Below are 13,844 nucleotides of genomic sequence, written 5' to 3'. Positions count from 1 at the left end.
CCGTAATGGACATAGCTCAACGCGCGTTGGCCAGTTAGCGAGAGCTTCTGATCGAGTGCTGCGGATGAGACCCTATATTTGAAGAGGCACAATGAAAGAGACTCAATTAGCCCGTGAAGCTGAGCTTCGCAGGACATTCGCTATTATTTCCCACCCCGACGCCGGTAAAACAACGATCACCGAAAAGATGCTGTTGTTTGGCAACGCCATCCAGCTAGCGGGCTCGGTTAAAAGCAAGCGCAATGATCGCCACGCAACGTCGGACTGGATGAAAATGGAGCAGGAGCGGGGCATCTCCGTCACTACCTCGGTGATGCAGTTCCCCTATGGCGGGCGTATTGTCAATCTGCTGGACACACCTGGCCACGAAGATTTCTCTGAAGACACCTACCGTACGCTCACGGCGGTTGACTCTGCCTTGATGGTGATCGACGGCGCCAAGGGCGTTGAGGATCGTACGATTAAGTTGATGGAAGTATGCCGTCTGCGTACCACGCCGATCCTCACCTTTATCAACAAAATGGATCGCGATATCCGTGACCCCATTGAGGTAATGGATGAGGTCGAAACGGTACTCAATATTCAGTGCGCGCCAATGACCTGGCCGATTGGCATGGGGCGCCACTTTAAGGGCGTTTATCATCTGTATAACGATGTGGTTCACCTCTACACCCAGGGGCAGGGTAGCCGTATCCCCGATGATAAACGCATTGAAGGCCTAAATAATCCTGAAGTAGATGCCGTGTTGGGTGAAGACCAAGCAGAAGAGCTGCGCATGGAAGTGGAACTAGTGCGTGGTGCCTCCCATGAGTTTGACCTGGACGCCTATCGTCGTGGTGAGCTTTCGCCGGTCTATTTCGGGACTGCGATGGGTAACTTCGGGGTGCGTGAAATGCTAGATGGCTTTGTTGAATACGCGCCGCCCCCCCAGGCCCATGAAACCGATACCAGAGAAGTCACTTCTGATGATGATCGCTTCACCGGTTTCGTGTTTAAAATTCAGGCCAATATGGATCCCAATCATCGCGATCGCATTGCCTTCTTGCGGGTCTGTTCAGGCAAGTACGAAAAGAACATGAAGATGCGCCATGTGCGCATTGGCAAAGACGTCAAAATTGCCGATGCGCTGACCTTTATGGCCTCTGACCGCTCGCAGGTCGAAGAAGCGTGGCCCGGTGACATTATCGGTCTGCACAACCACGGTACCATTCAGATCGGCGATACCTTTACCGTCGGTGAAGATATGCGCTTTACCGGTATACCGCACTTTGCACCAGAGCTCTTTAAGCGCGTGCGGTTAAAAGACCCGTTGAAAATGAAAGCGCTGCAAAAAGGCTTGCAGCAGCTTTCTGAAGAGGGCGCTACCCAGGTCTTTATGCCGATGGACAATAATGACCTGATCCTTGGCGCTGTGGGCACCCTGCAGTTCGATGTGGTGGCTCATCGCCTGAAAGAGGAGTACAAGGTCGACTGCTTGTATGAAGGCGTCAATGTGCAGACTGCCCGCTGGGTCTACTGTGAGGATGCTAAAAAAATCGAAGAGTTTAAGCGTAAAGCCAGCACTAATCTGGCGATTGATGGCGGTGGCTATCTCACTTATATCGCGCCGACTCGGGTTAACCTGCAGATGACTCAGGAGCGCTGGCCGGACATTCGCTTCCAACCCACCCGCGAACACTAAGTATTGATATGTTAATCGACGCGCACTGCCATCTCGATTTTTCTGAGTTCGATCATGATCGAACTGAGGTGTTTGAGGCTGCCAAGGCGGTGGGTGTGGTGCGCTTCGTGGTGCCGGGTACAACCCGGGCCCGTTGGCAACAGGTGCTGGCGCTGGGCGAGCGGGATGACACCTCGGTTTGTCTGGGGCTTCATCCGTACTTTATGCAACAGCATCAAGAGGCCGACCTTGAGGCGCTCGACCTAGCTCTGAGCGAGCATCCTGAAGCTGTTGCGTTGGGCGAGTGTGGAATTGATGGCCGCTTTAGCGACACGCTGGACGCGCAGTGGCATTACTTTGATGCTCAATTGAGGCTCGCTAAGCATCACTCACTGCCGATAGTGGTGCACTGCGTTCATGCTAACGATAAGGTCGCCAAGCGACTTCGCCAGCTTGCGCTACCTCAAGCTGGGTTAATTCACGCTTTCTCAGGCTCTATTGAGCAGGCGACGAAATTTCTCGATTTAGGTTTCAAGCTGGGGTTGGGCGGCGCGGTAACCTATGAGCGTGCCAAGCGGTTGCAGCGAACCGTTGAGGCACTGCCCGATGACGCTTTTGTGCTTGAAACCGACAGTCCTGATATGCCGCTTAGCGGCTACCAGGGCAAGCGTAATGAACCGTGCCGGGTAGCGGAAGTATGTAGTGTGGTGGCTGCCCTGCGCGGTCAAACGCTGGAACAGGTCGCGACCATGAGCAGTCATAACGCCACAACGCTGTTTGGCTTACCTCACGCTTAGAAAGCGGCAAGGCTAGTTATTCAGGCCAACCGCCAACTGTTCGGGGTCAACTCGCTCAATCGTATAGGGTAATGGTAGTAAAGTGGCTGGCGCCCCTGCGAGAAATACGGGCACTGTTTCTTCCATGACCTTGGTGCTCATTACTGCAAGCAGCTCGACGTCGCCTTGCTCGTTAAATGCGCTTACCACGACTTCGCCCACCGCTTTATCGTCACTGTTCGTCAGGTTGGCGCCTACTTCGGGTAGCGCTTGTGCCCCCACGCTAATATGCATCAGACGCTTTTTAACCTGCCCGCGAAAGTGGGCGCGAGCGACAACTTCCTGGCCGGTATAGCAGCCTTTCTTGAAGCTAATCCCGCCTAACGCTTCCCAGTTAAGCATTTGCGGTAAAAAGTGATCTTGCTGGGCGTCGGTTAGCCACGCTAAGCCACTGCGAATATCCTCAAGCTGCCATGCGTTACGGCCTTCATCGTCGTCCTGTATCGATATTTTATCGCCGTTGATATCGTGATCGAAACACAATAGCCATCTCGGTGTCCTACCGGGGTAACGCAACGCGCAGAGCTGGTCATTGTTGCTGTGAGTGCCAACCTGCTCAGGAAAGTTCTGCTCAGGAAAGTGCAGGCCAAGCTGGTCAGCAGGTGATTGGGCATTGTCGCCAGTGCCGATGAACGTAAGGTTAGGCAGTGCCGTCAATTCGGCCTTATAGAAGGCGGCGAATTTTTTAAGATGGTTGGCTAAACTCTCTAACAGGGTGCTGCTTAGTAGCAGCCGAAAATGGTTTTCCCCCATGCGCAGCAATTGGGCATTGGCTAGCATGCGGCCCTTAGGCGTGCAGAAACAGGTCAGCGGCGCAAAGTGTCCATCGGCTAGGTTGACTTGGGCGCTAGTCTGCCCTTGAAGGAACTTTTCTGCATCGGCGCCTTTCACATCCAGCGCGGCTAAGTGAGTAAGGCGGACGCTGCCGAGGGCGGAAGTGCGTGAGGTAACGGTCGCCATAAAAAACTCCTGATCAAAGTGGTGATTTGTCAGCCATTCTAAGCTTGCGGACAAATGGATATGCATGTATTGCCCTTAAGTGCGGGCAGTCGGCATTAATTGCAAGGCACTATTAGCGTGCTAGACTCTTTCCCTCGTAGGAGTCTTGCATAGGCCAATAGGCAGGGAAACGGTATGGCGCAGCAATCATTAACATTCCAGGGTGTTAAATCGGTCGAGCAGGTTAATAAAATTACCACAGCACTCATGATGCTGGACGGTGTTGACAGCGCCGAGGTCGGCCGCCACGGGGCTGATATCGATGGGCGTGCAAAGCGTGAAACGCTGATTAACGCCATTGAAAAACTCAAGCTTGGCATCAAGGTATCCTAATGCACATACCCATTAGCGTCATTAGTGAGCGCAACCATGCCTTTAGGCTGCGTGTTGAAGTCGATGGTCTGGAAGCTTTGTATGCCGATGTACCGCCAGTGGTTGGCGGCGAGGGCAGTGCCCCTGATCCGCACGACTATTTCGATATCGCCTTGGGCACGTGTAAAGCAATTACCGTGCAAATGTACGCCAAGCGTAAGGGATGGCCGCTTGAAGGAGTGACCGTCACGGTACAGCGCGATGATAGTCAGGAAAGAAAAGGTATTTACAAACTGGGTGTCGCCTTAACACTGCACGGTATTAATGACCCTGTGCAGCGCGCCAGGCTTGAAGAAATCAGCCATCGTTGTCCCATCCAGCGTTTGATGACCGAGTCCACGGTTGAGATAGAGACACGTCTTGTTTAGTTACCCTTAAAATAGTTTTCCTTTTTTGGAGCATCGATGAGCAAAGCCTTTCGATTACAGTCAAAATTTCAGCCTGCCGGTGACCAGCCAGCCGCCATTAAAGGGCTGATTAGTGGCCTGGAATCAGGGCTTGCTCATCAAACGCTGCTAGGCGTTACCGGCTCGGGCAAAACTTTCACCATGGCCAATATCGTCGAACAGCAGCAGCGCCCGACCATTGTGATGGCACCTAACAAGACCCTTGCTGCCCAGCTTTACGGTGAGTTCAAGGCGTTTTTCCCGGATAACGCGGTAGAGTATTTCGTTTCCTACTACGACTACTATCAGCCGGAAGCCTATGTGCCTTCGTCTGATACGTTTATCGAGAAAGATGCCTCTATCAATGACCACATTGAGCAGATGCGCCTCTCGGCCACTAAGGCGCTACTGGAGCGCCGGGATGCGCTGATTGTGGTGTCGGTGTCAGCCATTTACGGTCTGGGTGACCCGGACCAGTATCTAAAGATGCGTCTCCACTTTACCCGTGGTGAATTGATCGATCAGCGCGCCTTCCTGCGTCGGCTGGCCGAGCTGCAATATACACGTAATGATATGGACTTTCGGCGCGGTACCTACCGGGTACGTGGTGACGTGATCGATATCTTCCCCGCTGACTCTGATGAAGAAGCGGTGCGTGTCGAGCTGTTCGATAGCGAGATCGATACGATTCGCTTGTTCGACCCGTTGACCGGTGCCGTCAAGGGCGAGGTGCCGCGTATGACCATCTACCCTAAATCGCACTACGTGACGCCGCGGGAAACCATTCTAGGCGCCATTGATGCCATTAAAGAAGAGCTCAAACAGCGACTTGAGTGGATGCGCAAGCATGAGCGTCTAGTCGAAGCGCAACGCCTGGAGCAACGTACGCTTTATGACATCGAGATGATGCTGGAATTGGGCTACTGCAACGGCATTGAAAACTATTCCCGCTATCTATCTGGGCGTGCGCCCGGCGAGCCCCCGCCGACATTTTTCGATTACCTGCCCGATGATGCGTTGCTGTTTATCGATGAGTCGCATGTGAGCGTGCCCCAAGTAGGCGGCATGTATAAAGGTGACCGTTCGCGCAAAGAAACATTGGTGGAGTATGGTTTCCGACTGCCTTCAGCGCTGGATAACCGACCCATGAAGTTTGAGGAGTGGGAAGCGATTTCCCCGCAGACTATCTTTGTCTCTGCCACTCCTGGGCGCTACGAGGGCGAACACGCCAGTCAAATCGTTGAGCAAGTGGTACGTCCTACCGGTCTGTTGGACCCTGAAATTGAGGTGCGCCCGGCCAGCACCCAGGTAGATGATTTGCTTTCGGAAATTGGTCTGCGTACCGCCGTAGGTGAGCGGGTACTGGTCACTACGTTAACCAAGCGCATGGCAGAAGACCTGACCGAGTACTTTGACGAGCACGGTATTCGGGTTCGCTATCTGCACTCGGATATCGATACCGTTGAGCGTGTTGAGATCATTCGTGACCTTCGTTTGGGCAAGTTTGATGTGCTGGTGGGTATTAACCTGTTGCGTGAAGGGTTGGATATTCCCGAAGTGTCGCTGGTGGCCATTTTGGATGCCGATAAAGAGGGCTTTCTCCGCGCTGAACGTTCATTGATACAAACGATTGGTCGCGCTGCCCGTAACGCCCACGGCAAGGCGATTCTCTACGGCGACCGGATTACTGACTCGATGCGCAAAGCCATCGATGAAACCGAGCGTCGGCGAGCGAAGCAGACTGAGCACAATCTAGAGCATGGTATTACGCCGACGACGATAACGCGCTCGGTGTCCGATATTCTGGAAGCCGCCCAAGCGCCGGGCAAAAAGAACAGCCGTCGGCGCGGCAGTGAACGTAAAGTGGCGGAAAGTGCCGCTGAATATGATGTGTCCACCATGAATAAGCATGATCTGCTGGGCGCAATCAGCAAGCTTGAAGATGCCATGTTCGAAGCAGCGCAAAACCTGGAGTTTGAAGAGGCGGCGCGGCTACGCGATCAGCTCCATCAAATGAAAGAAAAACAGCTGGCGCTGGGCTAGCAGTATGCCAGAAGGGCCAGAAATTCGTCGGGCGGCCGATCGTGTTCAGCAGCAGATAGGCGGGCGGGTAATTGACAAAGCTTGGTTCGCCTTTCCCGAGCTGGCCAGCCAAGCAGACTCTTTCACTGGTGTTCAGGTGTCCCGGGTAGAGACGCGTGGCAAAGCAATGCTGATCCGGTTTGCTGATGAGCGGGTACTTTACTCACATAATCAACTCTATGGGGTTTGGAAGCTGCATAGTGAGGATAAACCTCCCGACACAAAGCGCACGTTACGCGTTCGTTTGACGGCAGAAGGGCGCTGCGCAAGTCTTTACAGCGCTTCCGATATCTCGCTTTGGCATTGCGACAATCTCGCCGAGCACCCTTTTTTGGCCCGTTTAGGGCCTGATTTATTGAGCCAGGATGTAACCCCCACGGATGTTCTGCAGCGGTTAAATCTCAAGCAGTTTCACCGGCGAAGCTTGGGTGCGCTGTTGCTCGATCAAGGATTAGTGGCAGGGCTCGGCAATTATCTGCGCTCTGAAATCTTATTCTTTACCCAGTTGCCGGCCAGCGCTCGGCCGGTAGATCTCACCACCAATCAACAACAATTGCTTGCGCACTTTATTATCGAGACAACTCGGCAAGCGTACCAAACCGCAGGTGTGACCAATCAAGAGGCCTGGATTGAACAGGCTAAAGCAGCGGGTGAGTCACGTAAGCAGTGGCGTTTTGCGGTATTCGATCGCGCAGGTCTCGAGTGCCACCGCTGTGGTGCGGTGATCGAGCGCCGAATGATGGGATCGCGAAGGCTCTACTATTGCCCGCATTGCCAAGGCAGTTAATAGCTTCGAAGAGTTAATACCACGCTTTATTGAGCATTTATACCGTTATCTTGTTTGCTGCCAAGAATTACTAAAGCACTAATTTCTGTAGCCAAGACACTACCGAGGAGTGCTGCCGACAGCAGGGCAATACGGTATACTGGCTACACGCTAAGACGGCACCTGCGCCGATGCGCAAGAATGCCGCTGACTAGACGATAACCTAGGAGCTGTTAGTCCATGACCGTGATTCGCCAGGACGACGTTATTCAAAGCGTTGCCGATGCTCTGCAGTACATCTCTTACTACCATCCCAAAGATTTCATCGACGCCATGGCGGCCGCCTACGAGCGTGAAGAGAACCCCGCTGCGAAAGACGCTATTGCGCAAATTCTGATTAATTCGCGTATGTGCGCCACCGGGCATCGCCCGATTTGCCAGGACACCGGCATCGTCACCGTGTTTGTTCACGTGGGCATGAACGTTACCTGGGAAGCGGACATGAGCCTGGATGACATGGTCAACGAAGGTGTCCGTCGCGCTTATTTGCTGCCTGATAATGTCCTGCGCGCCTCAGTACTGGCCGACCCTGACGGTAAGCGGGCCAACACCAAAGACAACACTCCCGCCATTATCCATCATCAGATTGTGCCTGGTGACAGCGTGGATATTCACGTGGCTGCGAAGGGCGGTGGTAGTGAAGCCAAGTCCAAATTTGCCATGCTTAATCCTTCCGACAGCGTCGTGGATTGGGTAATGGAACAGCTGCCGAAGATGGGCGCAGGCTGGTGTCCGCCCGGTATGCTGGGCATTGGCATCGGCGGCACCGCTGAAAAAGCGATGATGATTGCCAAAGAGGCGCTACTGGATCCCATCGATATTCAGGATCTACAGGCTCGCGGGCCCAGTAATCGCGCCGAAGAGATACGCTTAGAACTGTTCGATAAGGTCAATAAGAGCGGTATTGGCGCGCAAGGGTTAGGCGGCTTAACCACCGTGCTGGATATTAAAGTAAAAGACTATCCAACCCATGCCGCCAATAAGCCTGTAGCGATTATTCCCAATTGCGCAGCAACCCGTCACGCCCACTTCAGCCTGGATGGCTCAGGCCCTGCGGCGCTAAAAGCCCCGAAGCTTGAGGACTGGCCGGAAATCACTCGCGAAGCAGGCGATAACGTCAAGCGTGTCAATCTTGACACCGTAACGCCCGCTGAGGTCAAAACCTGGCAGCCAGGCGATACGCTACTGCTGAACGGTAAGCTGTTAACCGGCCGTGACGCTGCCCATAAGCGTATGGTGGATATGTTAGCCAAAGGTGAGCCGCTGCCTGTTGATATGAAAGGGCGCTTCATTTATTACGTGGGCCCGGTTGATCCTATCGGTGATGAAGTGGTGGGGCCCGCAGGCCCAACAACCGCCACGCGAATGGATAAATTTACCCGCACCATGCTAGAAGAAACTGGCCTGTTAGGTATGGTAGGAAAGGCAGAGCGTGGCCAAATCGCCATTGATGCTATTCGTGACAATGAGGCGGTGTACTTAATGGCGGTAGGGGGTGCAGCTTATCTGGTTGCCCAAGCGATTAAAAAATCCCGAGTCGTCGGCTTTGAAGATTTAGGCATGGAAGCGATCTACGAATTCGAGGTCGAAGATATGCCGGTGACGGTAGCTGTCGATAGTCTGGGCACATCAGTGCATCAAACCGGACCTGCGAAGTGGAAAGAGATTATTGCTCAGTCAGCGTAGCAAAAGTGGTAAGAAGGTTGATTAGGCTTTGAACGCCTTGCTTTTTAAGCGCATAAAGGCCTCGCTGACGGCGAGGCCTTGTTCTTTGTGAGGGCTTTTTAAGGACGTGGCTATGACCTCCTGGTTGCTAGGGACCAGCATCTTATTGATTCATCTGCTGGGAATCGTTTCGGCGATTATGGCATTGATGTCCAGTCGCACCTCTCAAGGGGCCGTTGCGTGGATTATATCGCTGCTGACTTTCCCTTACGTGGCGCTTCCTGCTTACTGGTTTTTTGGACGGCCGCGATTTTATGGCTATGTCTCTGCACGGGGGCAGCGTGACACTGTTCTACGCCGCGTGCTGGTACGTTACCGAGCTAATGTAGAGCCTTTTGTGGCGCCCTCTAGTAATGCAGATATTCAGGCGGTTGAGCAGCTTGCCATGATGCCCTTAACCTATGGTAATCACGCCACGTTATTAATCGACGGGCCAGTGACCTTTGAAAGCCTTTTTGACGGCATTGATCGTGCCGAACAGTATGTATTGATACAGTTTTTTATTGTCCGCGGCGATGCTCTCGGACAGCGCTTGAAACAGCATTTACAACACGCTGCCCAGCGTGGCGTGCGCGTCTATTTTCTCTACGATGAGGTGGGGAGTCGTCAATTAAATGATGGTTACCTAAATGATTTAATCAGTGATGGGGTAGCCGTAAGTGCTTTTCGTTCATCAAGGGGCTTTAAGCACCGTTTTCAGCTTAACTTCCGGAATCATCGCAAAGTAACGGTCATCGATGGCAAAGAGGGCTGGATAGGAGGCTTTAATATTGGGGTTGAATATTTAGGCAAAGATCCTCGGCATGGCCCTTGGCGTGACACCCACTTAAAACTTGAAGGTCCCAGTGTATTGGGCTTACAAGAAGCGTTTTGGGAAGATTGGCACTGGGCTACCGATGAAGTGATTAGCCTGAACTGGATGGCTGAGACGTCTTCTTCAACTGATCATCATGTAGTTATTGTGCCCTCTGGGCCTGCAGATCGTCAGGATACTGCCAGCCTGCTGGTACAACAGGTTATTCATAGCGCAAAACAGCGCCTATGGGTGACCAGTCCTTACTTTGTTCCTGACCAAGGGGTTCAGGATGCACTGCGACTTGCGGCCATGCGCGGAGTAGATGTACGTGTCATGATTCCCGAACGACCAGATCACTTATTGGTTTTCCTATCAGCCTTCTCGTTTCTACCTGATATGTTAAGAGCAGGCGTAAAAATATACCGTTATCTTCCTGGATTTTTACATCAAAAAGTAATGCTTGTAGATAACAGTGCAGCCACAGTTGGCACCGTAAATCTGGATAACCGTTCATTTCGGTTAAATTTTGAAATAACCGCCTTTATCCCTAACCAAGACTTTGCTGCTAGCGTGGAAGTTATGCTGGAAAATGACTTTTCACAATGCCGCCGGGTCAGCATTGATGAAATCAACCAGCGCTCAATGTGGATGAAAGTCGTATCACGTGCTGCCTATTTAATGGCGCCCGTCCAATAGACCGCAAAATAGGAAAACAATATGCATGCACGAAGGGTGAGACAAGGAGTCCTGGGGTGAATCTCGAAACAAAATGGCTAGAAGATTTCGTAGCACTTGCCAGCACACGCAGCTTCTCTGCATCAGCTCGACAGCGCCACGTAACGCAGCCTGCATTTAGTCGGCGCATTCGTGCACTGGAGCAGGCCGTTGATGTCACTCTTGTCGATCGTTCAACTACCCCTGTTGGGCTAACACCGGAAGGGCAGCTGTTTTTAGTTACCGCCCGTAATTTGGTCGAACAGTTAAACGAATCGCTTAGCCATTTGCGTGGTCTTTCGATTGCCAATGAAGCGCTGGATATTGTCGCCGCTCACTCCCTGGCATTAAGCTTTTATCCGCCTTGGATTTCCCGTTTACAACAGGGCTTAGGCGAATTGCCGACACGCCTAGTGGCAATGAACGTAGGTGAGGCGATACATGTGCTACGTGAAGGCAATTGCGATTTAATGCTGGCTTATTACGACCCCTTTGCCACCATGCAGCTCGATGCCGAAGTGTTTCCTTCCTTCTCGATCGGTAAGGTCAATATGCTACCCGTCTCGCTACCCGATGCACAGGGAAAAGCTAAATTTTCCCTTCAGCATGACACTTCCATCCCTTACCTTTCCTATACGCAGGGTGCATTTTTGGGGCGCAGTGTGCGTATGCTGCTGAAGAATGATCCGCTACGCATGAAGCTGCGTACCGTGTATGAAACGGCCATGGCCGAAGGCCTGAAAGGGATGGTGCTGCAAGGGGTAGGCGTTGCCTGGATACCTGATTTCTGTATTCGTGAGGAATTAAAAAGCGGCCGCTTGGTCAGGGCGGGCGACCCGAGCTGGGACATTCCCTTAGAAATTCGCTTATACCGCTGCTCAATGGTGCATAAGCCCGGCGTGGAGCGTTTATGGCGGCAAATGATGAAATTACCCAGGGATTTCCTGCAGGCATAAACGTCTCAAGCGTGTGCCTTTCTAATCCCTTGAGTTTTTTAGCTGCTGCCAAAATCGGCAGGCAGCCCGAGAAAATTCTGAATAATAAAAAAGTGGTCTTCAAACAAGCTCTCAGGTTCAAGGTCAGCAAGTGCCACCCAGCGCGCATGATCTCCCCCTTTAACAGGCTTTAAGCGAGGCAACTGCTGGTCTGGACGTAACGCAAAGTAGAAAGCTTCTGCCAAAGTGCGCCCGCGCCAACTGCGGTGGGGTTCATCAAACAGCCGCTGGCCACGTAGTGACCCCTTAAGCACAGGCTCGGGGACTTTTAATCGCAACCGTTCGCGCAGTTCACGCAAACAGGCATCGAGTAAACGCTCATGAGGATTAATAAATCCGCCTGGCAGGGCGTAAAGTCCTTTACCCGGTGCCGCCGTACGCCGTACCAGCAATACATGACCCGACTGCACCACGACTGCATTTACTGTGACAAAAATAGGCGGGTAGGGCGCATGGGCCCACGCCTGACGGTATTGATCCAATAACTGCTGCTCTTCCAGCAGGCGCTTATAGGCGCTGACGTGGCAAAACTTCTTTACACTTTCGACAACGCCGGGGGGCAGGTCGTGGTAAGCCCCCGTACTCAAGTAGTCATCGGTGGAGCTAGGCGAACGGAACAGGCGCTCACGAATTTGACTCGCTGAAATCCCTTCTACCGACGGTACACTGACCGACTCCCATTGAGGGAATAGCGACAGGTAGTAGCTAGACTGTCCGCGACTGGCTCCAATCAAACCAATGCGCGGTAGGCGGGCATTGGCAGGGGCGGCTAAATCACGCACTTTGCGCTGAACATCGCGCACCCAGACATCATCATTGTAGAGTGCGTCCAGTAGCGGGGTAATCTCTAAGCGTTGATTATCAGCCTCATCAAACCCTGAGCGGAGCATGGCTTGGCGTTCGTCAAATCGCCACGGGTTACGCAATGAGCGTGCTTGCCACGCAGAGCCCACCAGTACAATCACTTGCCGCGCGCGTTTTAGTGCTTCTCGAATAATCGCCAAGTGGCCAAGGTGAGGTGGTTGAAAGCGACCAATAAACACCAAACAGTCGAAATCGCAGGCGGTAGTAGAGCGCGCAATATCGGTGGCCATCCAAGCTTCCTTTTGGTTTGGTGATGTTAGGGGTCAACGTACCAGAAAACTGCGCTAAAAGCTGTGGTTAGGTATGCTAGAAAAAATAGGCTGTTGATTACGTTTAAAATTAGCCTTATACCAACGACACAGGGAGTGGATATGATAAAACGTGCGGCTAATTTTTGGTGGAAAGTCACCCAAGACGCCACCTCATTATGGCTGGAACGCAATGCGTTTAGCTATGCGGCTTCGCTCGCGTTTTATACGCTTTTCTCACTGGCACCCACGATTATTATTGCAGTCACGGTCATCGGTGTTGTGATGGGAGAAGAGGCCGCTCAGGGACAAATAGTCGCTCAACTGCAGGGCACTTTAGGCATGGATGCCGCCGTCGCCATACAAGAAGCCGTTGCTCAGTCCAGAATAGAAGAGTCGGGTTTACTACCCACATTATTGGGTGTGGGCGCACTAGTCGTAGGTGCTACAACGGTCTTCGCTCAGATGCAGTTCTCACTCAATACGATTTGGGGCGTCACTGCAAAGCCGACCTCAAATAGCGCTTTACGGTTTATCAAGAGCCGATTGCTATCGCTGACGGTCGTGCTTTCTATTGGCTTTATACTGCTTGTTTCATTAGTGTTAGGGGTCGTATTGCGCGGTATGCTTTTAGCGGCGGATAACCTGCTCCCATTTGCTAGTCTATTTACCACGACGCTTGAATCACTTATTTCAGTCGCCATGGTGACAATGCTATTTGCAACTATTTTTAAGGTGCTTCCCGATGTGGTGCTTCGCTGGCAGGACGTGCTGATTGGCGCTGTTGTGACAGCCGTCCTGTTCACCATAGGACGCAGTGTTATCTCAGTTTATTTGGCTTATACAGCCACAGCCTCTACTTACGGGGCAGCCGGGTCAGTGGTAATGATCTTGCTCTGGGTCTACTACAGTTCGCTAATACTGCTATTCGGGGCAGCATTCACTCGTTCTTTATTGCTGCGCCGAGGACGACCATTGATTCCGCGCAATAGCGCGGTGTTGATTAAGCACGAGTATGTGTAAAGTGCGGGTAGTAAGGGAGGAGATATGACGAATTGCTGCGTACGCGCCGTGGTCACGGGTAAAGTACAGGGCGTCTGGTATCGTCGCGCTACTCAAGAGAAAGCGCTTCAATACAACATTACCGGTTACGCCAAAAATCTACCCGATGGACGCGTCGAGGTGCTTATGTGTGGGCATACCGACGCCGTCAAGCTGTTAAGTGAATGGCTATGGCAAGGGTCAGAAGGGGCACGCGTCACTCACGTTGAGCTCGATGTGCTCGATAATTGCCGCGCACCTAGCCACTTTGGCACCCAATAGGGCCATTGAAGGCCCTAT

General features: G+C 52.5%; 13 protein-coding genes. 11 read left to right on the top strand and 2 right to left on the bottom strand.

All coding sequences use genetic code 11. The features are described 5' to 3' along the window. Nucleotides 1-91 precede the first annotated feature (91 nt). Together KO116_RS11310 and KO116_RS11305 are read left to right on the top strand one after the other, a co-directional pair. Nucleotides 92-1,681, top strand: a complete 1,590-nt coding sequence (locus KO116_RS11310) for a peptide chain release factor 3 (protein ID WP_035558305.1) — start codon at nucleotides 92-94, stop codon at nucleotides 1,679-1,681. An 8-nt stretch (nucleotides 1,682-1,689) separates the two neighbouring features. Then, nucleotides 1,690-2,457 carry a TatD family hydrolase gene (locus KO116_RS11305; protein WP_035558302.1) on the top strand — a complete coding sequence of 256 codons (768 nt, stop codon included), beginning with the start codon at nucleotides 1,690-1,692 and terminating at the stop codon, nucleotides 2,455-2,457. A 12-nt stretch (nucleotides 2,458-2,469) separates the two neighbouring features. Here KO116_RS11305 and ygfZ read toward each other — a convergent pair whose 3' ends face one another. Beyond that, nucleotides 2,470-3,456: a CAF17-like 4Fe-4S cluster assembly/insertion protein YgfZ gene (gene ygfZ, locus KO116_RS11300; RefSeq protein WP_035558300.1), complete on the bottom strand. Its 987-nt coding sequence runs from the start codon at nucleotides 3,454-3,456 to the stop codon at nucleotides 2,470-2,472. 174 nt (nucleotides 3,457-3,630) lie between these two features. Here ygfZ and KO116_RS11295 point away from each other — a divergent pair, with 174 nt between their 5' ends. The 7 genes from KO116_RS11295 (at nucleotide 3,631) to KO116_RS11265 (ending at nucleotide 11,352) form a co-directional block, all read left to right on the top strand. Continuing rightward, on the top strand, nucleotides 3,631-3,828 hold the full coding sequence (locus tag KO116_RS11295) for a hypothetical protein (RefSeq protein WP_035558295.1): 198 nt from the start codon (nucleotides 3,631-3,633) through the stop codon (nucleotides 3,826-3,828). Continuing rightward, nucleotides 3,828-4,235, top strand: a complete 408-nt coding sequence (locus KO116_RS11290) for an OsmC family protein (RefSeq protein ID WP_035558292.1) — start codon at nucleotides 3,828-3,830, stop codon at nucleotides 4,233-4,235. The genes KO116_RS11295 and KO116_RS11290 overlap by 1 nt, the downstream gene beginning before the upstream one ends. A 36-nt stretch (nucleotides 4,236-4,271) precedes the next feature. Then, nucleotides 4,272-6,296, top strand: coding sequence for an excinuclease ABC subunit UvrB (uvrB, locus tag KO116_RS11285; protein WP_035558289.1), 2,025 nt, complete (start codon nucleotides 4,272-4,274; stop codon nucleotides 6,294-6,296). Nucleotides 6,297-6,300: 4 nt separating this feature from the next. Continuing rightward, nucleotides 6,301-7,122, top strand: coding sequence for an endonuclease VIII (gene nei, locus KO116_RS11280; protein WP_035558286.1), 822 nt, complete (start codon nucleotides 6,301-6,303; stop codon nucleotides 7,120-7,122). A 219-nt stretch (nucleotides 7,123-7,341) separates the two neighbouring features. Beyond that, the gene (locus KO116_RS11275) at nucleotides 7,342-8,847 is read left to right on the top strand and encodes a fumarate hydratase (RefSeq protein ID WP_035558283.1); all 1,506 of its coding nucleotides are present in this window, start codon (nucleotides 7,342-7,344) and stop codon (nucleotides 8,845-8,847) included. A gap of 112 nt (nucleotides 8,848-8,959) precedes the next feature. Further along, nucleotides 8,960-10,378 (top strand): cardiolipin synthase, encoded by a 1,419-nt coding sequence (gene cls, locus KO116_RS11270; RefSeq protein WP_035558280.1) that lies wholly within the window; start codon nucleotides 8,960-8,962, stop codon nucleotides 10,376-10,378. Nucleotides 10,379-10,434: 56 nt separating this feature from the next. Beyond that, complete coding sequence (locus KO116_RS11265; RefSeq protein WP_008957993.1) at nucleotides 10,435-11,352, top strand: LysR substrate-binding domain-containing protein; 918 nt, start codon at nucleotides 10,435-10,437, stop codon at nucleotides 11,350-11,352. Between the two features lie 38 nt (nucleotides 11,353-11,390). Here the strand turns inward: KO116_RS11265 and KO116_RS11260 are convergent, their stop codons facing one another. After that, nucleotides 11,391-12,485 (bottom strand): bifunctional nicotinamide-nucleotide adenylyltransferase/Nudix hydroxylase, encoded by a 1,095-nt coding sequence (locus KO116_RS11260; protein ID WP_035558278.1) that lies wholly within the window; start codon nucleotides 12,483-12,485, stop codon nucleotides 11,391-11,393. Nucleotides 12,486-12,626: 141 nt separating this feature from the next. On the opposite strand from KO116_RS11260, the gene KO116_RS11255 reads away from it, so the two are divergent. Continuing rightward, on the top strand, nucleotides 12,627-13,526 hold the full coding sequence (locus tag KO116_RS11255; protein WP_035558275.1) for a YihY/virulence factor BrkB family protein: 900 nt from the start codon (nucleotides 12,627-12,629) through the stop codon (nucleotides 13,524-13,526). A 24-nt stretch (nucleotides 13,527-13,550) separates the two neighbouring features. Then, nucleotides 13,551-13,826: an acylphosphatase gene (locus KO116_RS11250; RefSeq protein ID WP_035558272.1), complete on the top strand. Its 276-nt coding sequence runs from the start codon at nucleotides 13,551-13,553 to the stop codon at nucleotides 13,824-13,826. Nucleotides 13,827-13,844: the final 18 nt, after the last annotated feature.

Origin of the sequence: Halomonas sp. KO116 (genome assembly GCF_000734975.2) — a bacterium.
In the GTDB taxonomy this organism is placed as follows: domain Bacteria; phylum Pseudomonadota; class Gammaproteobacteria; order Pseudomonadales; family Halomonadaceae; genus Vreelandella; species Vreelandella glaciei.
This window is presented reverse-complemented; position numbering and strand designations above follow the sequence as displayed.

Excerpts from the sequence above, each read along its gene's own strand:
- KO116_RS11310 (WP_035558305.1), top strand. The coding sequence starts at position 92 with ATGAAAGAGACTCAATTAGCCCGTGAAGCTGAGCTTCGCAGGACATTC.
- KO116_RS11305 (WP_035558302.1), top strand. The coding sequence starts at position 1,690 with ATGTTAATCGACGCGCACTGCCATCTCGATTTTTCTGAGTTCGATCAT.
- ygfZ (WP_035558300.1), bottom strand. The coding sequence starts at position 3,456 with ATGGCGACCGTTACCTCACGCACTTCCGCCCTCGGCAGCGTCCGCCTT.
- KO116_RS11295 (WP_035558295.1), top strand. The coding sequence starts at position 3,631 with ATGGCGCAGCAATCATTAACATTCCAGGGTGTTAAATCGGTCGAGCAG.
- KO116_RS11290 (WP_035558292.1), top strand. The coding sequence starts at position 3,828 with ATGCACATACCCATTAGCGTCATTAGTGAGCGCAACCATGCCTTTAGG.
- uvrB (WP_035558289.1), top strand. The coding sequence starts at position 4,272 with ATGAGCAAAGCCTTTCGATTACAGTCAAAATTTCAGCCTGCCGGTGAC.
- nei (WP_035558286.1), top strand. The coding sequence starts at position 6,301 with ATGCCAGAAGGGCCAGAAATTCGTCGGGCGGCCGATCGTGTTCAGCAG.
- KO116_RS11275 (WP_035558283.1), top strand. The coding sequence starts at position 7,342 with ATGACCGTGATTCGCCAGGACGACGTTATTCAAAGCGTTGCCGATGCT.
- cls (WP_035558280.1), top strand. The coding sequence starts at position 8,960 with ATGACCTCCTGGTTGCTAGGGACCAGCATCTTATTGATTCATCTGCTG.
- KO116_RS11260 (WP_035558278.1), bottom strand. The coding sequence starts at position 12,485 with ATGGCCACCGATATTGCGCGCTCTACTACCGCCTGCGATTTCGACTGT.
- KO116_RS11255 (WP_035558275.1), top strand. The coding sequence starts at position 12,627 with ATGATAAAACGTGCGGCTAATTTTTGGTGGAAAGTCACCCAAGACGCC.
- KO116_RS11250 (WP_035558272.1), top strand. The coding sequence starts at position 13,551 with ATGACGAATTGCTGCGTACGCGCCGTGGTCACGGGTAAAGTACAGGGC.